Origin of the sequence: Polaribacter vadi (assembly GCF_018861005.1) — a bacterium.
In the GTDB taxonomy this organism is placed as follows: Bacteria; Bacteroidota; Bacteroidia; order Flavobacteriales; family Flavobacteriaceae; genus Polaribacter; species Polaribacter vadi_A.
In genome coordinates this window covers 14,733-39,123 of the sequence record NZ_JAHKQL010000022.1, presented here as the reverse complement: position 1 = coordinate 39,123, position 24,391 = coordinate 14,733, and the positions used below count along the sequence as shown (strand labels likewise).

Genomic DNA, 24,391 nt, shown 5'->3' with positions numbered 1-24,391 from the left:
AATTTCTAAACGGATTTTTTACTCTTTAAAGAATTTGATTTATTTTTTTCTCAAATAAATATTACCCAAATTGGCATTCAATTTCATTTTTACTTTACCACTATTCAGTTTTAATTTCATAATCTGTAAATCTCGTTCTTCTGTTTCTTCTTCTATTTTAAAATCAATATCACTAAAAATTTCTCTTCCTGTTGCATCTAATTTTATATCTGAATTTGTTGGTAGTGTTATATCTATAAATCCGTTGTTAGAATAGATAGAATACAATTTTTGTGGTGTCTTTTTATCAAACTCAATAGTAACATTACCACCAATTGTATTTATAGAAACTGGCCCAGTAACATCTTTTAACTTTGTATTATTTAAGGTTGATGAAATTTCTACTTCTCCATTAAAATTTGATAAACTAGAAGGTTTTGAGTTAAAAAAACGATGCTGTCCTCTATTATTATCTATATCTTTGCAATTGTTGGTTTGCCAATTTAATTTAATAGAATTCGGAATTTTTATCACATAACTTTCATTACTCAACATAACTAATTGCTCTTCATTATTGTCTTTAAAAACTAATTCATCACCATTTTTTTCGATAATAAAATAAATACCTAAGTCTGAATTTTCATTTTTCTTACCTAACTTCTTCAAACCTTTTTTTCTATTACCATCATTATTAAAAAAGAAAATATTGTTCTTTATAACAGAATCATTTGAATTTCCTGTTGTGGATTGAAACCCATTAACCCTTGCTAAATTTCTAGCATTATTTCTAGAAATAGAAACACTGTTATTCCCTTTACTATTAGATTGCATAGCATAAGTTCCTGGATAACCAGAACCACTAATATTATAACTAACAGTATTTATAGAATTTCTTTTAATGTGCAAACTTTTTATAACAACTTCAGTTCCATCATAACCTTCAATTTGAAAATTTTTAGAAGAACAAATTTTTAAAGTTCCTTTGCTGAATTTTATTGTTTTCTCTTGGGCATTTGTCTTTAAAAAGTGAATTGACAAAGCGAAAATGAATACTATTTTTATTGTTTTCATTGTTTTATTTTTTAATTTCTACCATAGCTAATGTTGCATTATTTTTAACTATTGGGTAAGTTTGTTCATCATTTATAATTCTTTCAAGAGGTTTATTTGCGCGATTTTCTCTTAAAATACTTAAAGCTTTAATTAATTTTATTTGTACTAAAGGCTTGTTTTCTTTTTCTAATGCCTGGATTAAATTTGTTCTAATTTTTTCGTTAGATGGAAACTGTAAAAGCGCATCTATTGTTGCAATTTTTACATTTGCATTTTCATCTTTATGTATAATTTCTATCAATCTATTAATGATTCTTCTATCTTCTTTTTTATACTCATCATTAAAAGCATAAACGCCTTCTAAACGTTCTCCTGCAGATTCTGCATCTAAACTTGCCATTAACTGTTGTTGTGCTATATCTATTTTTTCTTGATTTAAATACCAAAATCCAACAGAAAAAACAATTACAACACTAGCAGCTATAGAAATAAATTTTATAGAAATAACCTTTTGTTTTTTAGGTTGATGCAATTTTTGTTTTAATAATTTTTCAAAAGAAACATCCGCATTTTTAGACATTGTTTCATTGTTAAAATCATTATTATGCTCTTGTATATAATCTTTAAGTTTCATTCTTTTTTATTTTTTTATCAATAATAAAAGTTGTTGTTTTCCTCTTTTATATTGATTTCTGACTGTGCTTTCTTTAATATTTAAAAGCTCACCAATTTCTCTATGGTTATAATCTTCAATTAAATAGAGCGTTAAAATAATACTGTATTTTTCTTTAAGTTGATGTATACAATTCTTTATAAAATCGATAGAAATAGCATCTGTAACTTCATTTTCTTCTGCTACAACATCTTCTAAAGTCAAAATTTCATCAACCCAAACAATCTTTTTTTTCTCTTTAATAACATCTAAAGATTTGTTAACCACAATTCTTTTTAACCAAGCTCCTAAATTAGCATCTTCTTTAAGTTGATGTATCTTTTTAAAACCTTTTATAAAACAATCTTGTACAACATCTTCTGCTTCTTCTTTACTCTTTAAAATTCTAACAGCAGCACCAAACATCATATTTTTATAAGCATTATACACTTGTAATTGTGCTGAATAATTATTCAGTTGGCATTGTTTTATGAGTTGTTTAGTATTCAAAAGGTTGGTTAAGCTTGTTTACACTTTAAGAACGGAAAAATTTTAAAAGTGTCGCAAAAAAATAAAATTATTTTTTAAAAGTTGATTTGTAATTCATGTAAACACTTAGGTTTAAAGTTATTTACACGTAATTATTTTCATTAACTAAAAGAAAAACTGATACCAAATTAAGCAGAAATAATAAAAGACAAAAAACCGTTTAGAGAATCTCTAAACGGTTTTTTCATTAAATAATTACTAAACTTTATTCTTTAATAAATTTTGTAGTATAACTTAAATCATCAGCAAAAACTTTTATCAAATACAAACCACTTGACAAATCTTCTACATCAATTTTAGTAAGATTGGTAGTAAACACTTTCATTTTTTTACCTAATACTGAATAGATTTCGATCTTAGAAATATCCTGTTTTATAGCTTTTACATTTAAGATGCTTTTTACCGGATTTGGATAAAACTCTAAAGATTCTGCTAACACATTATTTTCTATATTTAAAGTACATACATTACCAACTGTGTAAGAAAAATATTTAGTTACAGCTAAACCACCTGCAAAAGCAAACTTACAGGCATAATTTATAGTTTGTCCATTTGAAAACCCACCTAATGTTTTGGTGAATTTTTTACCAGAAACTAAATCCATTTGAGTTTCTGAAAACGGAGATTGTTGCCACAAAAATGCTACAACCCCAACTTTTTCATCATCTAATAACTCAAAAGTAAAAGTTACATCTGTTCCGTTTGTAGTAAACTCATAATTATAACCTAATGAAAAAGAACCTTCTACAGATTCATTAGAAGTCCCTGCACATTCTGAATTAGTATCTGAGGTAGTTGTAGCTTGTAATTGTATAGAATTATTTACTGCTTCATTACCTGAAAGGTCTTTTGCTGCAATACTAAAAGAATATAAAGTTTCAGGATTTAAACCTGTAATAATAATAGATTTTTGAACTCCAGAATCGCCATTTTCAGAAACTGTATTGTTATTATAAGTAACTTCATAAACAACTTTACCAGAATTGTCGGTTGCATTTAATAAAATTTCTACAGAATTTCCAGTGATTGCACCTAAAGATGCTGTAAAATTTTCAGGAGCAATAGTATCAGAAGAGCTTCCATTACAGCTGCTACCAACAACATAATCGAAATATTTTGTTGCAGACAAACCACCTGAATATGCAAACTTACATCCATAAGTTATAGTTTCTCCTAATGTTAAACCACTAATTGTTTTAGAAAAACTTAAACCATCTGTTTGATCAAATTCAGATTCGATAAATGGTGTTTGCTGCCATAAATATGCAACTACACCTACTTTATCAGTATCTAATAATTTAAAAGTTATGGTTACACTTGCACCAATCGTTTCAAAAGTAACTTCATAACCTTCAGAAAATGCTCCTTGTTGAGCTTCTGTAGATATTTCTGTACAAGATTTTTCATCAGATACATCAACACTAATTTCTTCGGATATTGTTTGTGCTCCTAAATTATCTGTAGCAATTGCCGTAATTTTGTGAGTTCCAATACTTGCTTCCATCCAACTAAAACTAAAAGGAGCTGAAGTGTCTTCTCCTAATTTTGTAGTTCCATTAAAAAATTCGACTAAAGTAACTGTACCATCTAAATCTGTTGCAGTTACAGAGATTGTAATATCTTCACCTTCTTTAAAAGATGTATTATTACTTGGAGAAGTTATTGATATTGTAGGGTTTATATTACCTCCACTTGAAACCAAAACTAATACCTCATCATTTGCTGAATAAGTGCCATCGTTAACTGTTAATTTACATTTATATACACCTTCAATTAAATTAGAAATACTAGGTGATGCTATTGTTTTATCATTAAAAGAAATAGAAGATGGTCCATAAATTTGCTCCCAATTATATGTAATTATTTCTCCTTCAGGATCATTACTGGCAGAACCATCTAAAATTGCAGTTGTACTTGGTAATACTACAGAAACATTTACTCCTGCATCTGCAATTGGAGGCACAAATGATAAAGCCTCTTTATAAGTAAAGGTCATTTTTCCTAAATTAAACTCACCATTTTCAATAAACAAACGTAAAATATTTTCACCTTTAGTCAGTTGAATATCTGTTACATTTTTGGTTTGCCAAACATCCCAATCTGAAGTATAATCAACAGAAATATCAGGACTTATTTTATTGCCATCAACTTCAAAATAAAATGGTCCACCACCATTTTCGTTACCAGAAGCATATCTAAAACTTAAATCGTAAACTCCTGCAGTTTGCACGTCTACAGTATACTCCATCCACTCTCCTGCTCCATTCCACCCCACAGTTGCGCCTTCTCCATTTACAATAGCAGCATCAATATTTTCTTCTGTTCTGAAATCTCCATTATTACCAATAGAAGTATCTACATAGGCTATATTTTGCCCAATTCCCCCTTCAAATTTATCATAAAAACCAGCCTCAATTTCACCAGGAATTATATGTGGACTTCCAACATAAGAAACTTGTTCACCAACTTGAACTTCTACATTATTTGTTACATTAAACTCATTCCCCACAAAAACTTTTGCATAAAAACCATGTACCCCTAATGTTAAGTTTTGTGCTTTAAACTCAAAAGGAGCAGTTATGCCTTCACCAATTGAAATTTCACCATCAAAAAACTCGACTTTAGTAACCGAATTTTCAGAAACTGTTACTGATAAGTTTACACTTCCATTAGGGAAAGCTTGTTTAAAATCTGAAGTTAAAACACCAGAAACATTAACATCTTTACTTGTTCTCATCTGGTTTGCAGGCACAGTTAATTGAAAACCATCTGAAAAAGTGACTATTATTTCTGTATCAGAATAATTGTGAGCTACATAAGTGTTTTCTCCATTTTGTTTAAAAGCAGAAGCAATAGGGTAATCAGCTGTAATTGATACGTCTACTACTCCTAAAGCATTTACTGAATGTAACCAGTGATAGGTTTGTGCATCAGAAATACCGAATTTTAAATTTCTTTCTGGGTAAGCATTATAAAGATTTACTGCTTCTTGAGGATTAGACATGGATAAATATTTCCAATAGGTATCATGCCATAAATTATCATTGTCTTCTTTACTTAAAATACCTGTGTTTTGTGAAATCTCTGTCCATAATTTTTGTGCATATTCTTGATTGTGACCTAAGTAAAAAGAGCCACCATGTATAGGATACAATTCTATACCATAAGAAGCTGCAATATCAGATGTCCAAAAAGTACCATTATCATAAGAATTACCCCAAACTCTAGAAACCAAACTAAATTGCTGACTACTAGCAAAATTTCTATCATAAACATCAAACCAATATTCTTCTACAGCTGTTTGTTCTGTTGTGTAAATATAAATTCCTAAATCTCTAATTTCATCATTCTCAGTAATTGTTCCCCAGTGAATTAAAGAAGAAGCAAACTGCATACTTTCTGATGTAGACTCTTGATCATTACCTTGAGGAAAACTAGCAAACCCATTAGCCCAGCTATGACCTGCATAAGGACTTAAGTTTCTTAAAAAAGGGAATTTTGTATCATTTCTATCAAAAGAAGCAGCATCACTTATTAATGTATTTATCATTCCTCCCCATTTCACAGACCAACCAGGTTCAAACTGTTCCATAAATGCAGCTGCATGGATAAAATAACCCCAATGAAAATGATGATCGTTAATATTTGTGTCTTGTCCATGACCTGAAGGGTAACCTAACATTGCAGACCAAGTATCATTATAATAAAACAAAAATGCTTTTTCACCAGATTCGAAACTTAACCAATCTTCTAAACGCTCTTTAACAGTAGCAATCATTTTATCTCTTGCAGATATATTACCTGTTTGATCTGCAATTCTAGCAGTTTGCACTAAACGATTTAACATCTGACCTTCGTTATAAGAATCTGTCCAAGTAGCTAAACCATCATTCTCTATTTGAGAAATTTTAGCATCTAATTCTGCAGGACTAAAACCTGTACTGTAATTTGCCAAATAAGGTATAGTTGGCAAAATACCTTTAAATGTATTTTCTACAGTAAAACTATTACCTTCTAACATTTTTAATTCTCCCCTAACTGAGTTGTACGAATACGCACTTGGTACTGGCGAATTAGAACTTGTATTATACCATTGATGAGGCAATAAACCCAGTAACATTTTAGTTTCTGTACCTTCTTTAACATCTGAAGTTACAGAAAATGTAGTTGCTAATTTTGAGTTACTTTCATTATAAGACCAAGCAGTAGTTGTATTTGTTGGAAAAACAAAAGCATATTTTTTTAAATCTTGAGCTACTGCACTTACATTACTTGTGTTTTGTGGCAACATAGCCATTGACCAATAAGTTTTTCCATTTAATGTAGATGTAAAAGTAGTACCAGATTGCAACCAAGAACTACCTGTTGGTGCATAGAAAACAAAATCTTGACCATCTGATGCATTTTCAATAATTAAAAGTTCATTATTTATTGTAGTAGATCCAGAATTTACTTTAATCTGAACAACGTCATCAGCATCTTTTTCATAATACAAAAATGGCATTCCAATACCAGAAGTAACATTTAATTCGTTATCATCATCTTTCCAATTCATAGTAACTGTCCAATCTGAATAGTCTGAAACAGTTGCTTTGTCTGTTGATAAACCTTGTAACCCAACTTCTATAGGAGCAGAATCACCAATAACACCAGAAGGTATATATGTAACAATTAAACCCGTATTTATGGTTTTCATTGTCATAGGATAATTAAACAAATTATCTGCATGGTTTTCTTTTACTAACTTAGACCACCAATCATTTGTTGGTACTGGTTTGCCTAAAGCATTACCAGTTAATTGAGGAGAACCAGAAGGAAAACCATTTCTACCAGCAATATCTGTTCCTGGAAATGATGTTGTGTAGCTACCACTACCAACTTGTGTGGTTTGAGAAAATAAAGTTGTAGTAAATACAAACAAAAACAACTTTAATAATTTAATTCTTAATTTTATATACATATTTTTGAGTTTTATGTAAAACTATCTTTATTAAGATTGCAAAAACAGAAACACAACAATACAAAAACACTACAAAAATGAATTATCTATAAAATAAAATGAATTATAAAAAAGAAAGGATAAAATTATAGATACCTTAATTTAAAAGGTATTTTTTAATGAAAATCAAAAAATACAAGTGTAAAGGGTGATAAAAAAAAGCTATACAATAGCCATACAAGTAATAAAATAGAGCAAAAAAAATCCGTTAAGAAATTTCTAAACGGATTTTATAATATTAAAATTTTATGAATTCTTATAACTGATAAATCAATCAAAATCTGTGTTCATTTTTAAGTAATCTAAAAATTCTCTTTTGGTTTCACTTTCTTTAAATTTACCTCCAAATTCTGCTGTAACTGTAGAACTTTCTATGTCTTTAATCCCTCTAGAATTTACACATAAATGTTTTGCATCAATTACACAAGCTACATTATCTGTACCTAATGCTTCTTGCATTGCTTGTACAACTTGCATTGTTAAACGTTCTTGCACTTGTGGTCTTTTAGAAAAATACTCTACAATTCTATTCATTTTAGATAAACCAATAACTTTACCATCAGAAATATAAGCAACGTGTGCTCTACCAATAATTGGTAATAAATGATGCTCGCAAGTAGAATAAACAACAATGTTTTTTTCTACTAACATTTCACCATAATTGTAGTTATTATCAAACGTAGATGGTTTTGGCATATTTTTAGGATCTAAGCCCATAAATATCTCATTTACAAAAGCTTTTGCCACTCTTTTTGGTGTACCTTGTAAACTATCGTCTGTTAAATCCATACCTAAAGTGTTTAAAATATCCTTAACACTTTCTTGAATTCTATTGATTTTTTCTTCATTAGTAATATCAAAAGCATCTGCTCTTAAAGGCGTTTTTGCTGATGTCCCAATGTGATTTTCACCAATTTCTTTTATTCTTTCGTCATTCATTTTGCTGCTTAATTCAAACATTTCAATCTATATTAAAGTGCAAATTTACGTGTTTGCAACGTATTTTAATCAATTTTACATCAATTATCGTTATAACAGAATAATTCTTGATAACTACAACTTAAACTGATAGAAACTAAGTTTAAAAATTAGAAGTTAAATTGATACTATAAACCTAATTTTCAGCTTATAAAAGCTATTTTATTTTTTCTATTAATTCTGATAAAGAACATTTTGTTTGCTCACCAGAAACCATATTCTTTAACGTATATTCTTGTTTTTCTACTTCTTGAGAACCTACCAAAACAACAAATTCAATTTCGCGTTTGTTAGCGTAATTCATCTGTTTTTTCATTTTTGCAGCATCAGGATATAATTCTGATTTTATATTCTGCTTTCTTAACTCAGCAATTGCTTTCATAGAATACAAAGCTTCTGCATCTCCAAAATTGATGAACAACACTTTTGGTTTTGGCAAATCAACAGATTTAAACAAACCTAACTCTTCTAAAACCAAGTAAATTCTATCCAACCCAAAAGATATACCAACTCCAGAAACATCTTTTAAACCAAAGATTCCTGTTAAATCATCATATCTTCCACCACCACCAATAGAACCCATTTTTACACCTTCTGGAGCAGACACTTCAAAAATTGCTCCTGTGTAATAATTTAATCCTCTTGCTAAAGTTACATCTACTTCTAAATTAGCAGATGTTAAACCTAATTCAGAAACTGAATTTATAACAAAACGTAACTCTTCTACTCCTTTTAATCCTTCTTCTGATGATTGTAACATTGCTGCTAAAGCATCTAAATTCTCTTCATTTGTACCATCAAAAGAAAATAAAGGTTGTACTTTTTGAATCGCTTCTTGAGTAATACCTTTAGCCAACATTTCTGTTTCTACTTTTTCTTGACCAATTTTATCTAACTTGTCTAAAGCTACAGTAAAATCGATTAACTTATCTTGAGCACCAATAACTTCTGCAATACCAGAAAGTATTTTTCTATTGTTGATTTTAATCGTCGTTTTTTCTAAACCTAACTTACTAAAAACAGTATCGTATAATTTAATAAACTCAACTTCTTGCCATAAAGATTTACTACCAACAACATCTGCATCACATTGAAAAAATTCTCTAAAACGTCCTTTTTGTGGTCTATCTGCTCTCCAAACTGGTTGTACTTGATATCTTTTAAAAGGAAATGTGATTTCGTTTTGATGTTGTACAACATATCTTGCAAAAGGGACTGTGAGGTCGTATCTTAATGCTTTTTCAGAAATTTGTGCAGTTACTTTTGTACTTTCTTTTTCTGATAATAATTTTTCATCTGCTTTTTTAAGAAAATCCCCAGAATTTAAAATTTTAAAAATCAGGCGATCTCCTTCTTCTCCATATTTCCCCATTAAAGTTGATGAATTCTCAAAACTTGGAGTTTCAATTGGTTGAAATCCGAAAGTTTCAAAAGCAGTTTTAATCGTGTTCATTATGTAAGTACGATTGGCAACTTCTATTGGCGAAAAATCTCTAGTTCCTTTTGGAATGCTTGGTTTCATATAAATAATTATGAATTATGAATTTTTATTAATGAGCAAATCACTAAAACCTAAAAATTCGTAATTATGATTTTGTAATTGTAAATTTAAGAGCGCAAATATCGTGAAAAACTTATAATTTATTACGTGATATAAAGGTTTTATTTATCCTTTTTAACTTGTGTAAAGAGGCATTTAACTCAAAACCCAACAACAAAATAATGGAATTTAACCAAACAAAAAGCATCAAAATTAAAAGTGTACCAATAGAACCATATAACTGATTGTATTGTGCAAATTTTAAAACGTAAATTCCGAATAAATAAAAAGTAAAAATAGATACAACTGTAGTTAAAACAGCGCCTGCAGAGAAAAACCGAATTTCTTTTCCTTGTTTTGTTCCATACCTAAATAGTAGTGAAACAATTATAAAAATCATCAAAACAAACAGTAAACCTCTTCCATAATAAAATAGGTTTAAGTCTGAGGTATTTAGCCAACCAATTTCATCAATCTTAGTTAATGCAAACTGGTATAATATTACCAAAATTACAGTTGATATTAAGAAAATTGAAATTAACAAAGAGACACCTAAAGCCACAAAATATGAGCTAAAAACACTCCTGAATTCTGTTATATGATAAGAGTGTTCAAAACCTCCAAAAATGGCGTTAATTCCATTGGTCATCAGAAAAATAGATAGTAAAAATCCGAAGGAAAGTAAACCTCCATATTGATTGTTAATAATATCACCAATTACCAAATTTACAGCATCAAAAGTTTGTGGAGGCAAAACATCTTTTATAAATGAGAATAAACCTTCTTGAAAACCTTCTATAGGAATGTAAGGAATTAGGGTTAAAATAAATAGCATAAATGGAAAAACGGCCATAAAAAAACTGAAAGCAATTCCTCCTGCTCTTGTAGTTAAAGCACCTTCTATAATACCAATAATGTACAATTCTAAAAGATCGTATAAAGACATACCAATTAAACCCGGAATTTTTATTTGTTTCCCGAATTTAACCAACAAATTTATTATTGGTATTTTATTAAGCTTGTCTTCTATTTCTCTTGACATTATTTTTTAAGTTACAAAGTATAAATTAGTTGCAAAGTTTAAAAGTTACATAATTATTAAGTTGAGTTATTCTATACATATTTTATAACTCGATAACAATCCTGCCACATTCTCTTTACTAAACTTGGCGCCTTTTAGACTATTTTCTTCTGGATTTATTTTTAAATTAAATGCGGTTCTAAAATCTACTTTTTCTAATGATGTTCTATCAAAAATTGTATTTTTTAAATCGCAATTATCAAAAAATGAACTCGTTAAATTAGATTCTGTAAAATCAGCTTCTTCTAAGTTAGAGTTTTTAAATTTTGTATTCTGAATTTTTAATTGATAAAATGATGCATAATTTAACTGACAATCTTTAAAAGAAAATTGCAATAAAAAAGGATCGCATTCATTGAATTTTATGCCAATCATTTTACAATTGCTAAAATTAGCATCTTTAAAAGCGGTGTCTTTTACAATAGTATTGCTAAAATTACAATCGATAAATTCACATTCTACAAACTGAATATTTGATGCGTGAATACTTTCGAAATTACAATTGATAAATGTACAATTGTCATATTCTCCTTTTTTGATTTTTGATTTTGTAAAATCAATTTTGGAGTATTCTTCGCTATCGAAATAATTGTCTATCATATTTATTATTCTTGCCTAGACAGGAATGACAAGGAAAAATTGAATTTAAATGGCTTTTAAACTTAAATCCATGTTATAAACAGAATGCGTTAAAGCACCAGATGAAATAAAATCTACTCCACATTCTGCATATTCTCTAATTGTTTTTTCATTAATTCCTCCAGAAGATTCTGTAAGGCAAGTATCACCAATTAAAGCCACTGCTTTTCTGGTATCTTCGTAATTAAAATTATCAATTAAAATTCTATAAACACCATCTACAGATAATATTTCTTCAATTTCTGCCAAACTTCTTGCCTCTACAATTATTTTAATATCTAAACCTTTTTTTGCTAAATATTTTTTTGTTTTTGTAATGGCTGCTGTAATTCCGCCAGCAAAATCAATATGATTATCTTTAATCATAACCATATCATACAAAGCAAATCTATGATTTTCTCCACCACCAATTTTTACTGCCCATTTTTCTAAAGCTCTAATTCCTGGAGTGGTTTTTCTGGTATCTAAAACTTTGGTTTTTGTACCTTCTAAAAGATTCGCAAAAAAGGCAGTTTTAGTTGCAATTGCACTCATTCTTTGCATAGCATTTAACACCAAACGCTCTGCCATTAAAATTGATTGCGATTTACCAGCAACATGAAAAACAATATCACCATATTTTACCTTTTCACCATCTTTTATAAAAGTCTCAACCTCTAAATCTGCATCAACATAGTTAAAAACAAGTTTAGCAAACTCAACACCAGCAATAATACCATCGTCTTTTACTAGTAATTTTGCTTTACCCTTAGCATCTGCAGGTATACAAGAAAGTGATGTATGGTCTCCATCTCCTATATCTTCTCTAATTGCGTTTTTTATAATGAGGTCTAATTCTTTCTGAAATTGTTCTTTTGATATCATTTTTTCGTATTTCTGATGTAAAAATAGGAATGATTTTTTAACTTTTTGTCAGTTCGAGTGAATTTAATGAGTGAAAACGAATAAATTTGTATCGAGAACAATTATAGTAAACTTCTCGATACAATTTTCTCATAAAATCGAAAATCACTCGAAGTGACAAACCTAAAAACTTATGAAAATTAAACTTATAGCCATAGGTAAAACCGATAACAAACAATTAATTCAATTGATTGATGAATATAAAAATCGACTAAAACATTATATTAAGTTTGAACTCGAAATTATTCCTGATATTAAAAACGTGAAGAATTTAAGCGAAGTTCAGCAGAAAGAAAAGGAAGGTGATTTAATTCTTTCTAAACTCCAAAACACAGATCAGTTAATTTTGTTAGATGATAAAGGGAAACATTTTACATCCATAGAATTTTCTAAATACCTACAAAAGAAAATGAATTCTGGTTTAAAACAATTGGTTTTGGTAATTGGTGGGCCTTATGGTTTTTCTGATGCTGTTTACCAAAAAGCACAAGGAAAAATATCCTTATCAAAAATGACCTTTTCTCATCAAATGATTCGTCTTTTTATTGTAGAGCAATTGTACAGAGGTTTTACGATTTTGAAAAATGAACCTTATCATCATGAATAAAAACTCTAGATTTTGTTTACTTTAATATAATCTTGAGGAGAATAAGTAGTTATTTTTTTAAATGCACTAAAAAAGGGATTGTAAGATGAAAAACCTGTTGTGTAAGCTAAAGACTCTAAAGTTTCATTACTTAAAAATTTTTGATTTATTAAATGAATTGCATCTTGAATTCTACTGTTCATTCTATATTCTGAAAAAGAAATCTTAGAATGATATTTAAATAAATACACAATATGACTTGTTGGTACTCCTAATTTTTCTGCAATTGTGCTTTGAGAAGCTTTTTGGTTTCTAAAAATTAAATCTTCAGAACTTAATTTATCAACCTCTAAAATATAGCTACTTATATTTTTTGTGATTTTTTCTTGTAATTTTTGATCTTGGTCGCTTTTTTTAGCTTTCGTTTCTAAGATCCAATTATCTGTTCTTGGTTTTAAAATTTCAGTATTTTCTAATAAAGAATCATTAAATTTTAATAATGTTTTATTGAGAATTGGAAGCCCATATAAAATTTCTGGTGAAATTAAAATTTTAAAAAAAATGAATAACCAAAAAAGTAGTAAAAAAACTGCCATTGATTTCCCAGAAGGCAGAGATCCGTTTTTAATTTCTATATATAAAGAAATTAAAACTGTAAGACTAGAAAGTACATGAATTACAAAAAAATAAATAGTCCAGTTTTTAACCAATTTAAAATGCTCATTATTTAAAAGCATTGTTTTTTGAAACCAAATATTCTTACTCAATAATTTAAAGATTATTGATAGATAAAAAACTAAAAAAAATGTTATTAAAAAAAGGTTCGTTAAACGTCCAAAATAAAAAATAAAACTATGTTTTAAAACATCTATTGCGTTAATTAAGAATAAGAAGAGAATAAAAAATAAATGTTTTAAATCTTTATAATTAAACGTATTAATTTGAAAAGTTAAGTTTTTATAATACAAATAAGAACTAGGTACAATTAATAAAAATAGAATTGAAAACAAACCTCTATCTGGTTTTATTACAGTTTGTAAACCAAAATTGTAACTACCATGAATAAAAAAACGAATAGAAACTATGCTTAGAGCAAGAATTAAAAAAAAATTACAAAAAGGATTAGAACGATAAAATCTTAACATTAAAGCAAGGGTTACAATTCCAATAATCCCTGTAAATAAAAACAAAAAAGATTCAATCAAAATAAATAGGGATTTTATAAATCAAATGTAGTAAAATTGATTATTCTTTTTTAAATATATCTTACTGATTGTTTAAAATTCTTACTGATTTAGCTAAAATAAGAACAGGCAACTGTTTTAGCGAACTATAATCTATTTATTTATTATATGTTTGACAACAGCATATTATCTACTTAATACACATAAATATACCTGTCAGTTTTAAAATGTTTGTAAAAAAGGAAAAAGATTAATTATTTATGATTGGGGGATTTTAAATAATCTACTTCTAAAACCTAAATTAAACAAAACTACTGGCAGGTTTTATTTTAAATAACGCAACATAAACTTTAAACTAAAAAAAGTAATAACCTTATTACTAAAAGTAATCAAATAACTGGACTAAGTATTTTTCTATAACGCCATTAAAATGATTATTTTCGCTTCATGAAATTAGTTTTTGCCACAAACAACCTTAACAAATTGGCTGAAGTTCAAAAAATGCTGCCAACATCAATTGACTTATTAAGTTTAAAAGACATAAATTGTTTTGATGAAATTGATGAAACTGAAACAACTTTAGAAGGCAATGCCAAATTAAAAGCAGATTATATTACCAATAAATTTGGTTTCAATTGTTTTGCTGATGATACAGGTTTAGAAGTAGAAAGTTTAGATGGAAAACCTGGAGTTTATTCTGCACGTTTTGCTGGTGAGCCTTCCAATTCTGAAAAGAATATGCAAAAATTATTATCAGAATTACAAGCTAAAGAAAATAAAAAAGCACAATTTAGAACTGCTGTTGCTTTAAATTTAAATGATGAAAAATTTCTTTTTGAAGGCATTTGTAAAGGTGATATTTTAACCGAAAAACAAGGCGAAAAAGGTTTTGGTTACGACCCCATTTTTAAACCTGAAGGATACAAGTTGTCTTTTGCAGAAATGAGTTCTGAAGAAAAAAATAAAATTTCTCATAGAGGAATTGCAATTCAGAAATTAGTCGCTTTTTTATCTGATTATAAAAAATAGGTTTCAATTAGATGAAACCTAAAAGTTTTAAATGAAAAACAAATCTTACACAAAACACTTTATCTTATTATCAGTATTTCTGATATTCTTGTTTTTTGTAAATATTAGTTTGGGTTCAGTTTCTATTCCTTTAAAAGATATTTTAAATACGCTTTTAGGTGGTATTTCATCCAAAGAAAGTTGGACAACAATTATTTTAAATTTTAGATTACCAAAAGCAATAACTGCAATTTTAGTTGGTTCTGGGTTGTCTATTTGTGGTTTGTTAATGCAAACTTTATTTAGAAATCCGTTAGCAGGTCCTTTTGTATTAGGTATTTCTTCTGGAGCAAGTTTAGGTGTTGCTATTTTAATTTTAGGTTCGTCTGTTTTTGGAGGATTTTTATTTACCAATTCTATATCTAATTGGTCTTTGCCAATTACTGCTAGCTTAGGTGCTTTTTTAGTGTTATCTGCAGTAATTATTGCCGCAAATAAAGTAAAAAACACAATGTCTATTTTAATTATTGGTTTAATGTTTGGCTCCTTAACTTCTGCAGTTATTAGTGTTTTAGCTTACTTTTCTGAGGCAGATCAAATTCAACAATATTTATTTTGGAGTTTTGGTAGTTTAGGTAATTTAAGTTGGAATGAAATTTTAATTTTTTCTATAATTTATAGTATTGGAATTCTTGCAACTTTAACAATCATAAAACCTTTAAACAGTTTTTTATTGGGCGAAAATTATGCAAAAAGTTTAGGCATCAACATTAAAAAAAGTAGAAATATTATCCTATTAATTACTAGCCTATTAACTGGTGTTATTACTGCTTTTTCAGGTCCTATTGCTTTTGTTGGGTTGGCTGTACCTCATATTACAAGAATGTTTTTTACAACGTCTAATCATAAAATATTAATACCAGCTGTAGCCATTTTGGGAGCTATTATTTTATTAATTTGCGATGCTATTGCTCAATTACCAACTAGCGAATTTACGCTACCCATTAATGCAATTACATCACTTTTTGGGGCTCCTGTTGTAATTTGGTTGTTAGTTAGAAAAAAGAAGATTTATGTATAATCTATTTACAATAGCAGTAATCTTTGAAACTTTTAAATTTTGAAACATCTTAAAAATATCATCTTAAAAACCGAAAATCTAAGCATAGGTTATCAAAATAAAAAAGTGCAAAACATTGTAGCTTCTAAGATAGATATTGCAATAGAAAAAGGAAAATTGGTTGCAGTTTTAGGCAAAAATGGTATAGGTAAATCAACTTTATTAAGAACAATTTCTAAAGTTCAGAAAGCTTTAAAAGGCGAAGTTTTTATCAACAAAAAAAAAAATGACAGATTTACAAATAAAGAGCTTTCTACAGTTTTAAGCTTAGTATTAACTGAACGTTTACCAGAAAGTCAAATTACGGTTTTTGAGCTCATAGCACTTGGAAGACAACCCTACACCAATTGGATTGATAAACTTTCAGAAAATGACTTAGAAAAAATAAACTGGGCAATTGATCAGACAGAAATTGATCACCTAAAAGAAAAGTTTTTTTATGAACTGAGTGATGGTCAATTACAAAGAGTACTAATTGCAAGAGCTTTAGCACAAGACACTGATATTATTATTTTGGATGAACCTACAGCTCATTTAGATTTGCATCATACCATTAAAATTTTTGATTTACTAAAAAAGTTGGTCAAAGAGACTTCTAAAACGATAATTTTATCTTCTCATGAAGTAAATTTGTGTATTAAATTTGCTGATGAAATTGTCTTATTCACAGATTCCAAAATACATTCAGGAACCCCTGCAGAACTCATAGAAAATGAAGCTTTTGATAATTTGTTTCCAAACGACATCGTTAATTTTAACAAAAAGTTAGAGCAATTTATTATAAACAAGTCTTAATTTTGATTTCGCTGTTACTTTTTATTACTTTTGGTAACAATTTAATTCAAATTAATCACATTTTTTAATCGATGAAAAAAATACTGTACGTTGCTAGTGCAATTGCTTTTATGGCATGTAGTTCTAGTAAAGACGCATCTAATGACGATGCAAATGTAGACCAAGCTGCAAAATACGCAAAAACTATTACTGCCAAAGACTTAGGAACTCACCTTTTTACTTATGCTTCAGATGAATTTGAAGGAAGAGAAACTGGAGAACCTGGACAGAAAAAAGCAGTTGAATATTTAAAGAATTTCTATGTAAATAAAGGTATAGTTTCACCAATTGGAGGTGATGATTATTTTCAAGAAGTACCAGCAGAATGGATTAACAAAAATACACGTCGTGGAAAATTTAAAGATTCTGAAAATGTATTGGCTTTTATAAAAGGTACAGAAAAACCAAATGAAATTGTAGTAATTTCTGCACACTTAGATCACGAAGGAGTTAAAGATGGAGTAGTTTATAATGGCGCAGATGATGATGGTTCTGGAACTGTTGCTATTTTAGAAATTGCTGAAGCTTTTAAAATGGCTGCAGATGCAGGTAAAGGTCCAAAACGTTCTATTTTATTTTTACACGTTACTGGTGAAGAAAAAGGCTTGTTAGGTTCTAAATATTATACTGAGAACCCAATTTTTCCTATTGCAAATACAGTTTGCGATTTAAACATTGATATGATTGGTAGAATTGATGAAAGACATAAAGAAAATCCAAATTATGTATATTTAATTGGTTCTGATAAGTTAAGTACAGAATTGCATAATTTATCAGAAGAAATAAATACAAAGTACACAAACATTTCTTTAGATTACAAGTATAATGATGAGAAAGATCCGAATCGTTTTTACTACAGGTCAGATCATTACAACTTTGCAAAACATAATGTGCCGATTATATTTTATTTTAACGGAACGCATGCAGATTACCACAAACCTTCTGACACACCAGACAAAATTAACTATGAATTATTAGAAAATAGAACACGCTTGGTTTTTCATACAGCTTGGGAAGTTGCCAATAAAGATACAAGAATTATAGCTGATAAAGCTGAAGTTAAAAAAGAAGAAAAAACAAAGTAATTTACTTTTTGTTTTCTAAAAATAAAAAACCAAGCAATTTAAATTGCTTGGTTTTTTTGTACTTAAAAAGTTCTTGAAATTAAATATAGAACTTATTTATTTGTTTAGATGTTTTCTGCTAACCAATCTCCTACTTCTTTTGTTCCATAAGCTTTACCTCCATCTGCTAAATCTTCTGTAACAATTCCTTTGTCTAAAGCATTGTTTACAGCATCTCTAATTGCTTTACCTTCTTCTTGTAAACCAAAGTTTTCGAACATCATTGCTGCAGATAAAACTGTAGCCATTGGGTTTGCAATATTTAATCCTGTTGCTTGTGGATAAGAACCGTGAATTGGTTCAAATAAACCAATATTAGAACCTAAAGATGCACTTGGCATTAATCCCATAGAACCAGAAATTACAGAAGCTTCATCAGTTAAAATATCTCCAAATAAGTTTTCAGTAATTAAAACATCGTAACTATTTGGCCATTGTACTAAACGCATTGCAACAGCATCAACAAACTCATAAGAAACCTCAACTTCTGGATAATCTTTTTCCATAGCTTGTACAGTTTCTCTCCATAATCTTGATGTTTCTAAAACGTTTGCTTTATCTACACAACATAATTTTTTACCACGAGTCATTGCAAGTTCAAAACCTTTTACAGCTAATCTTTTAACCTCATCTCTTGTATAAACACAATTATCGAAAGCAGTTTCACCTTCATCTCTTCTACCTTTTTCTCCAAAGTAAATTCCACCAGTTAATTCACGTAAAAATACCAAATCAGTACCTTCAATTCGTTCTCTTTTTAAAGGAGATTTATCTAACAAAGAAGGAAACGTAAACGTTGGTCTTACGTTTGCAAATAAACCTAATTTCTTACGCATTTTTAATAATCCTTGTTCTGGACGAACTTTTGCAGAAGGATCATTATCAAATCTTGGATGCCCAATTGCACCAAATAAAACAGCATCAGAAGCTACACAAATTTCATGTGTTTCATCTGGATAAGGTTCTCCAACTACATCAATGGCAGCAGCTCCTGTTAAAGCTGGTTTCCAATTGATTTCGTGATTGAATTTTTTTGCAATTGCATCAGATACTTTTACTGCTTGGTCTATTACTTCTGGACCAATTCCATCTCCTGCTAATAATGCGATGTTTAATTTCATTGTTTTTACGCTTTTGGCTGTTTGCTTTTAGCAATTTTGCTTAAAAAACAGCTAATTATTTATTTCAATTAATATTTTTATTTTAGCGAAAGGCTAATAGCAAATAGCTTTTTATATAATATTCAACATTTTCTCTGTAGCTTTAATTGCAGATACTGTTTGATCTGAATCTAAACCACGAGTTATAAATTCTTTCTTTTCTCCTTTCCAAGTAATAATAGTTTCACATAAAGCATCAGAATGGCTTCCTGGAGGAATTCTTACTGCATAATCTATTAAACCTGGCAGATCTTTTTTACTGTGTGTTTTGTATAACTTACGCAAAGCATTCATAAAAGCATCAAACTGTCCATCTCCTTGTGCGTGTGCTTCGTATTGAATACCTTCTACTTTTAATTGTAAAGTTGTAGAAGGTTTCATTCCTTTTGCATGCCCTAAAACATAGTTTTCTACAACAATTCTTTTTTCTATAGTATCACTGTCTAAAACATCAGAAATAATGTATGGTAAATCATCCTGAGAAACGACCTCTTTTTTATCTCCTAATTCTATAATTCTTTGGGTAACTTTTTTAAGTTCTTCGTCATTTAAACTTAAACCTAAATCTTGTAAATTTTTCTGAATATTTGCTTTTCCTGAAGTTTTACCTAAAGCATATTTACGTTTTCTTCCAAAACGTTCTGGCATTAAATCGTTAAAATAAAGATTGTTTTTATTATCTCCATCTGCATGAATTCCTGCAGTTTGTGTAAAAACATTAGCACCAACTACTGGCTTATTTACAGGAATACGAAACCCAGAAAAAGTTTCTACTAACTTACTTACTTTATTTAATGCTTTTTCGTTAGTGTTGATTTTTACATCCTCTAAAAAATCATTAATTACTGCAATTACACTAGCCATAGGTGCATTTCCTGCACGTTCACCCATCCCATTTATGGTTAAATGCAAACCATTTACACCTGCTTTAACAGCCTCCATAACATTAGCAACTCCTAAATCGTAATCATTATGACCATGAAAATCGAAATGAGCAGTTGGGTATTTTTCTCGAACTTCATTTATAAAACTAAAAGTTTCATCATGCGTTAACACACCTAAAGTATCAGGTAATAAAATTCGTTCTACATTTTGATTTACTAAGAAATCTAAATATTCAAAAACGTATTCTTTAGAAGTTCGCATTCCATTAGACCAATCTTCTAAATACACATTGGTTTTTATGTTATGCTTTGCAGCCAACTCAATTGTTGCTTTTATATCTGCAAAATGTTGTTGTGGTGTTTTTTTAAGTTGATGTGTTAAATGATTTAAAGAACCTTTGGTTAGTAAATTCTGAACTTTTGCACCAGAAGCAATCATCCAATCTATAGATTTTCCTCCATCAACAAAAGTTAACACTTCTATTTTATCTAAAAGGTTTTCTGAATCTGCCCAAGAAGTAATTTTTTTAACAGCTTCTAACTCACCTTCAGAAACTCTGGCAGACGCAATTTCTATACGATCTACTTTTAGTTCTTCTAAAAGTAATTTGGCAATTGTTAATTTCTCTGAAACTGAAAACGACACTCCTGATGTTTGTTCTCCATCACGCAGTGTCGTATCCATTATTTCTATTGTTCTCTTTGTCATTTATATCAACTTGAAAAAAAGATTCTTTTTATTGTTTTATAGTTTCCTCTATTTCGTTATTACTTTACTCAGAATGACATTTTTAATAGAAAACTATTTTATTAAAATGGTCTTGTTTCTGCGAATGCAGAAATTTCGTTTTCGATATTTTTTAAAAAATCGATATCATCAAAACCATTTAACATATTGTCTTTTTTGTATGTATTAATTACAAAAGATTCAGACTCCCCAGTTGCAACTAAAGTTACCCTTTGGTTGGGTAAATCTACTTTAATTTCTGCTTTAGGATCTGCCATAATTGCAGCAAATAAAGTATCTGCAAATTCAGCTGAAACTTGTACAGGTAAAACCCCAACATTTAAACAGTTATTTTTAAAGATATCTGCAAATGCTGATGAAATTACACAACGTAATCCAAAATCGTACACAGACCAAGCTGCATGTTCTCTAGAAGAACCAGAACCAAAGTTTCTACCTCCAACTAAAATTTTAGAACCTGCATAAATCTCTTTATTTAAAGGAAAATCTGCTTTTGGTGTTCCATCTTGTTCAAATCTCCAATCACGGAAAAAGTTGATATCAAAATCTTTACGCTCAGTTGCTTTTAAGAAACGAGCAGGAATTATTTGATCTGTATCTACATTTTCTGTAGGTAAAGGATATGCAGTACTCGTTAGTACGTCAAATTTATCGTATGCCATTGTATTCTTTTTTAAGCGTTAGCATTTGCTGTTAAAATTGTTCTTGGATCTGTTACTTTTCCTTCTACTGCAGATGCTGCAGCAACTAATGGAGATGCTAATAATGTTCTAGATCCTGGTCCTTGTCTTCCTTCGAAGTTTCTGTTTGATGTTGAAACTGATAATTTTCCTGAAGGAATTTTATCATCATTCATTGCTAAACAAGCAGAACAACCTGGTTCTCTTAAAACAAAACCTGCATCTGTGATTATTTTATCTAATCCTTCAGCTTGTATTTGATCTACTACTTTGTGAGATCCTGGAACTAACCAAGCAGTAACATTGTCTGCTTTTTGTCTTCCTTCTACAATAGAACAAAATGCTCTAAAATCTTCTATACGTCCGTTTGTACAAGAACCTAAGAATACAAAGTCTATTTCTTTACCAATCATAGAATCGCCTTCGTTAAAAGACATATATCCTAAAGATTTTTTATAAGTATCTACTCCACCTTCTACATTTTCTGCTAAAGGAATAGATTTAGTTACCCCAATTCCCATACCTGGGTTTGTACCATAAGTAATCATTGGTTCTATATCTGATGCTTCATAATTAAATTCTACATCAAATTCTGCTCCTTCTTCTGTATATAAAGTTTCCCAATATTTCATTGCCTTGTCCCAATCTGCTCCTTTAGGAGTTTGAGCACGGCCTTTTAAATATTCGAAAGTTTTTGCATCTGGTGCAATCATACCACCTCTTGCTCCCATTTCTATAGACAAATTACAAACTGTCATTCGTCCTTCCATAGTCATGTCTTCAAAAACATCTCCTGCATATTCTACAAAATATCCAGTAGCACCAGAAGTAGTTTGTTGTGCAATAATGTATAAAGCTACATCTTTTGCAGTAACGCCTAAACCTAATTTACCATTTACGTTAATACGCATTTTTTTAGGTTTTGGCTGCATGATACATTGTGTAGACAACACCATTTCTACTTCAGAAGTACCAATACCAAAGGCAATAGCACCAAAAGCACCATGGGTAGATGTATGAGAATCTCCACAAACAATTGTTGCTCCAGGTAACGTAATTCCGTTTTCTGGTCCAACAACGTGTACAATTCCGTTATTAACATCTCCTAAACCCCAATGCGAAATTCCGTGTTTTTCAGAATTTTTTTCTAAAGCATCTAACTGATTTGCAGACAATGCATCTTCTACAGGTAAATGTTGATTTATGGTTGGTGTGTTATGATCTGCTGTTGCAAATGTACGTTCTGGATATACTACACTGTTTCCTCTACTTTCTAATCCTAAAAAAGCTACAGGACTTGTAACTTCATGGATAAAATGACGATCTATAAAAAACACATCTGGTCCGTCTTTTACGCTACGTACTACATGTGAGTCCCATACTTTGTCAAATAATGTTTTTGCCATTTTTTTACTTTATTTCTTGATTATTAAAATCTAAAATCAAAAATAAGGTATTCTTCCATTTTTGGGATTGCTTAAAGGATTCACTGCATTATATTCAACTGTTAAAAGAACACTTATTGTTTTGTTTTTTAGACTTTTAACTTGATTTAAAATACGATGTCTATTTAATTTGTATGTGCTATTTTTTTTGAAAGGTTAATTTACAATCCAATTATTTTGAAATAGATGTTTGTAAGTTTTAGATGAAAAAAATCTGAAATATCACTTTTTTAGTTCGGCTTAAATTACTTGAAAAGTTATGGTTATTAAAATTTTAACTCGCTATAAAATTTTAATTAAATCTAATGGATCTTCTAAAATATATTTTGCTCCACATAAAATTAATTCTTCTTTGGTTCTGTAACCCCAATCAACGCCTACAGGATACATATTTGCCTTTTTAGCAGTTAGAATATCTACATCTGTGTCTCCTACAAAAATTAATTGTTCTGCAGGTATGGCTAACTTTTCACTAATTTCTAAAGCAACAGTAGGGTTTGGTTTTTTTAAGGCTTCTAATTTTAAACCTTCTACAACTTCAAAGTTCCATTTAGGAAATACCGCTTTTACAACTTTCTTAGTGAGTTTATCTGCTTTATTAGAAAACACTGCTAATTTTAGTTTACGAGCAGTTAACTCATCTAATAAATTACTAATATTAGGATACATAGCTGTTTTAATTGTGCAATTGTCTTGATAAACGGCTAACATTTCTTTAAAACAACGATTGATCCATTCTTCATTCTGATTTTCTTGAGGTAAAGCTTTTACCACCAAATCTCTAACACCATGACCTATAAAACTTTGACACTCCTGAATGCTAAGTGTTGGAAAGTTATGCTTTTTTAACACGGTATTTATTGCATTGGTAATATCTCCTAGAGAATTTACAAGTGTACCATCTAAATCAAAAATTACTCCTTTAAACATTTTCTTTCTTATTTTTAATAAGCTACAAATTTATAGATTATTATTGCATTGAGGGATGTAATTAATTTTTTTGAAGGATAAAATCAAGTTTTTTATAGAGGTTTATTGATAAGTTAGGATTTGTGATTTCTTGCGAAACGTAATAAAAGTCGAGAATTCTTTAAGTATTTTTCTTTGGAATTTCTAAAAAAGTTTGAGTTGAAAACATAATTTTATTTTGAAACAAAATGTTATGATAAGCTTGTTGAAGAATCATAATTTATTTCCATTTATGAAAAGAAACAAAATTTAGAATAATTTTATTTTTCTTAAATT

Annotated in this window: 20 protein-coding genes; 5 read left to right on the top strand and 15 right to left on the bottom strand. The window is 29.2% G+C overall.

Going from position 1 to position 24,391, the window contains the following annotated elements:
- Nucleotides 1-39 precede the first annotated feature (39 nt).
- The 9 genes from KO506_RS10925 to nadC form a co-directional block, all read right to left on the bottom strand.
- Nucleotides 40-1,050: a hypothetical protein gene (locus KO506_RS10925; RefSeq protein ID WP_215994948.1), complete on the bottom strand. Its 1,011-nt coding sequence runs from the start codon at nucleotides 1,048-1,050 to the stop codon at nucleotides 40-42.
- A 4-nt stretch (nucleotides 1,051-1,054) separates the two neighbouring features.
- Nucleotides 1,055-1,666 carry a HEAT repeat domain-containing protein gene (locus tag KO506_RS10920; RefSeq protein WP_215994947.1) on the bottom strand — a complete coding sequence of 204 codons (612 nt, stop codon included), beginning with the start codon at nucleotides 1,664-1,666 and terminating at the stop codon, nucleotides 1,055-1,057.
- Between the two features lie 6 nt (nucleotides 1,667-1,672).
- Entirely contained in the window at nucleotides 1,673-2,194 is a 522-nt protein-coding gene (locus KO506_RS10915) for an RNA polymerase sigma factor (RefSeq protein ID WP_215994946.1), read from the bottom strand.
- A 244-nt stretch (nucleotides 2,195-2,438) separates the two neighbouring features.
- The gene (locus KO506_RS10910) at nucleotides 2,439-7,193 is read right to left on the bottom strand and encodes a glycosyl hydrolase (protein WP_215994945.1); all 4,755 of its coding nucleotides are present in this window, start codon (nucleotides 7,191-7,193) and stop codon (nucleotides 2,439-2,441) included.
- 309 nt (nucleotides 7,194-7,502) lie between these two features.
- Nucleotides 7,503-8,192 (bottom strand): GTP cyclohydrolase I FolE, encoded by a 690-nt coding sequence (gene folE, locus KO506_RS10905; protein WP_215994944.1) that lies wholly within the window; start codon nucleotides 8,190-8,192, stop codon nucleotides 7,503-7,505.
- A 175-nt stretch (nucleotides 8,193-8,367) separates the two neighbouring features.
- Complete coding sequence (gene hisS, locus KO506_RS10900) at nucleotides 8,368-9,732, bottom strand: histidine--tRNA ligase (protein WP_215994943.1); 1,365 nt, start codon at nucleotides 9,730-9,732, stop codon at nucleotides 8,368-8,370.
- Between the two features lie 112 nt (nucleotides 9,733-9,844).
- Nucleotides 9,845-10,792, bottom strand: coding sequence for a YihY/virulence factor BrkB family protein (locus KO506_RS10895; RefSeq protein ID WP_215994942.1), 948 nt, complete (start codon nucleotides 10,790-10,792; stop codon nucleotides 9,845-9,847).
- A 66-nt stretch (nucleotides 10,793-10,858) separates the two neighbouring features.
- Entirely contained in the window at nucleotides 10,859-11,431 is a 573-nt protein-coding gene (locus KO506_RS10890) for a pentapeptide repeat-containing protein (RefSeq protein ID WP_215994941.1), read from the bottom strand.
- Between the two features lie 45 nt (nucleotides 11,432-11,476).
- On the bottom strand, nucleotides 11,477-12,334 hold the full coding sequence (nadC, locus tag KO506_RS10885) for a carboxylating nicotinate-nucleotide diphosphorylase (RefSeq protein WP_215994940.1): 858 nt from the start codon (nucleotides 12,332-12,334) through the stop codon (nucleotides 11,477-11,479).
- Nucleotides 12,335-12,506: 172 nt separating this feature from the next.
- On the opposite strand from nadC, the gene rlmH reads away from it, so the two are divergent.
- Nucleotides 12,507-12,980 carry a 23S rRNA (pseudouridine(1915)-N(3))-methyltransferase RlmH gene (rlmH, locus tag KO506_RS10880; RefSeq protein WP_215994939.1) on the top strand — a complete coding sequence of 158 codons (474 nt, stop codon included), beginning with the start codon at nucleotides 12,507-12,509 and terminating at the stop codon, nucleotides 12,978-12,980.
- A 5-nt stretch (nucleotides 12,981-12,985) separates the two neighbouring features.
- Here the strand turns inward: rlmH and KO506_RS10875 are convergent, their stop codons facing one another.
- Nucleotides 12,986-14,104 (bottom strand): helix-turn-helix domain-containing protein, encoded by a 1,119-nt coding sequence (locus KO506_RS10875; protein WP_252726845.1) that lies wholly within the window; start codon nucleotides 14,102-14,104, stop codon nucleotides 12,986-12,988.
- 486 nt (nucleotides 14,105-14,590) lie between these two features.
- Here KO506_RS10875 and KO506_RS10870 point away from each other — a divergent pair, with 486 nt between their 5' ends.
- From KO506_RS10870 to KO506_RS10855, 4 genes are all read left to right on the top strand, one after another.
- Entirely contained in the window at nucleotides 14,591-15,172 is a 582-nt protein-coding gene (locus KO506_RS10870) for a non-canonical purine NTP diphosphatase (protein ID WP_215994938.1), read from the top strand.
- Nucleotides 15,173-15,203: 31 nt separating this feature from the next.
- Nucleotides 15,204-16,232, top strand: coding sequence for a FecCD family ABC transporter permease (locus KO506_RS10865; RefSeq protein ID WP_215994937.1), 1,029 nt, complete (start codon nucleotides 15,204-15,206; stop codon nucleotides 16,230-16,232).
- A 36-nt stretch (nucleotides 16,233-16,268) separates the two neighbouring features.
- On the top strand, nucleotides 16,269-17,066 hold the full coding sequence (locus KO506_RS10860; protein WP_215995107.1) for an ABC transporter ATP-binding protein: 798 nt from the start codon (nucleotides 16,269-16,271) through the stop codon (nucleotides 17,064-17,066).
- A 71-nt stretch (nucleotides 17,067-17,137) separates the two neighbouring features.
- Nucleotides 17,138-18,190, top strand: a complete 1,053-nt coding sequence (locus tag KO506_RS10855) for a M28 family metallopeptidase (RefSeq protein WP_215994936.1) — start codon at nucleotides 17,138-17,140, stop codon at nucleotides 18,188-18,190.
- A 104-nt stretch (nucleotides 18,191-18,294) separates the two neighbouring features.
- On the opposite strand, the gene leuB is transcribed toward KO506_RS10855, so the two are convergent.
- The 5 genes from leuB to KO506_RS10830 all read right to left on the bottom strand — a co-directional run bounded on the left by leuB (nucleotide 18,295) and on the right by KO506_RS10830 (nucleotide 24,076).
- Nucleotides 18,295-19,350 (bottom strand): 3-isopropylmalate dehydrogenase, encoded by a 1,056-nt coding sequence (gene leuB / locus KO506_RS10850; RefSeq protein WP_215994935.1) that lies wholly within the window; start codon nucleotides 19,348-19,350, stop codon nucleotides 18,295-18,297.
- A gap of 111 nt (nucleotides 19,351-19,461) precedes the next feature.
- Nucleotides 19,462-20,982 carry an alpha-isopropylmalate synthase regulatory domain-containing protein gene (locus tag KO506_RS10845; protein ID WP_215994934.1) on the bottom strand — a complete coding sequence of 507 codons (1,521 nt, stop codon included), beginning with the start codon at nucleotides 20,980-20,982 and terminating at the stop codon, nucleotides 19,462-19,464.
- Nucleotides 20,983-21,083: 101 nt separating this feature from the next.
- The gene (leuD, locus tag KO506_RS10840; RefSeq protein WP_215994933.1) at nucleotides 21,084-21,683 is read right to left on the bottom strand and encodes a 3-isopropylmalate dehydratase small subunit; all 600 of its coding nucleotides are present in this window, start codon (nucleotides 21,681-21,683) and stop codon (nucleotides 21,084-21,086) included.
- Nucleotides 21,684-21,694: 11 nt separating this feature from the next.
- Nucleotides 21,695-23,107: a 3-isopropylmalate dehydratase large subunit gene (leuC, locus tag KO506_RS10835; RefSeq protein WP_215994932.1), complete on the bottom strand. Its 1,413-nt coding sequence runs from the start codon at nucleotides 23,105-23,107 to the stop codon at nucleotides 21,695-21,697.
- 321 nt (nucleotides 23,108-23,428) lie between these two features.
- Nucleotides 23,429-24,076, bottom strand: coding sequence for an HAD family hydrolase (locus KO506_RS10830; RefSeq protein WP_215994931.1), 648 nt, complete (start codon nucleotides 24,074-24,076; stop codon nucleotides 23,429-23,431).
- Between the last annotated feature and the right edge of the window lie 315 nt (nucleotides 24,077-24,391).

Coding starts and splice junctions, on each gene's coding strand:
- KO506_RS10925 (WP_215994948.1), bottom strand. CDS start 1,050: ATGAAAACAATAAAAATAGTATTCATTTTCGCTTTGTCAATTCACTTT.
- leuC (WP_215994932.1), bottom strand. CDS start 23,107: ATGGCAAAAACATTATTTGACAAAGTATGGGACTCACATGTAGTACGT.
- KO506_RS10830 (WP_215994931.1), bottom strand. CDS start 24,076: ATGTTTAAAGGAGTAATTTTTGATTTAGATGGTACACTTGTAAATTCT.
- hisS (WP_215994943.1), bottom strand. CDS start 9,732: ATGAAACCAAGCATTCCAAAAGGAACTAGAGATTTTTCGCCAATAGAA.
- nadC (WP_215994940.1), bottom strand. CDS start 12,334: ATGATATCAAAAGAACAATTTCAGAAAGAATTAGACCTCATTATAAAA.
- rlmH (WP_215994939.1), top strand. CDS start 12,507: ATGAAAATTAAACTTATAGCCATAGGTAAAACCGATAACAAACAATTA.
- KO506_RS10865 (WP_215994937.1), top strand. CDS start 15,204: ATGAAAAACAAATCTTACACAAAACACTTTATCTTATTATCAGTATTT.
- KO506_RS10845 (WP_215994934.1), bottom strand. CDS start 20,982: ATGACAAAGAGAACAATAGAAATAATGGATACGACACTGCGTGATGGA.
- leuD (WP_215994933.1), bottom strand. CDS start 21,683: ATGGCATACGATAAATTTGACGTACTAACGAGTACTGCATATCCTTTA.
- KO506_RS10875 (WP_252726845.1), bottom strand. CDS start 14,104: ATGTTAAGATTTTATCGTTCTAATCCTTTTTGTAATTTTTTTTTAATT.
- KO506_RS10895 (WP_215994942.1), bottom strand. CDS start 10,792: ATGTCAAGAGAAATAGAAGACAAGCTTAATAAAATACCAATAATAAAT.
- leuB (WP_215994935.1), bottom strand. CDS start 19,350: ATGAAATTAAACATCGCATTATTAGCAGGAGATGGAATTGGTCCAGAA.
- KO506_RS10890 (WP_215994941.1), bottom strand. CDS start 11,431: ATGATAGACAATTATTTCGATAGCGAAGAATACTCCAAAATTGATTTT.
- KO506_RS10910 (WP_215994945.1), bottom strand. CDS start 7,193: ATGTATATAAAATTAAGAATTAAATTATTAAAGTTGTTTTTGTTTGTA.
- folE (WP_215994944.1), bottom strand. CDS start 8,192: ATGTTTGAATTAAGCAGCAAAATGAATGACGAAAGAATAAAAGAAATT.
- KO506_RS10870 (WP_215994938.1), top strand. CDS start 14,591: ATGAAATTAGTTTTTGCCACAAACAACCTTAACAAATTGGCTGAAGTT.
- KO506_RS10920 (WP_215994947.1), bottom strand. CDS start 1,666: ATGAAACTTAAAGATTATATACAAGAGCATAATAATGATTTTAACAAT.
- KO506_RS10855 (WP_215994936.1), top strand. CDS start 17,138: ATGAAAAAAATACTGTACGTTGCTAGTGCAATTGCTTTTATGGCATGT.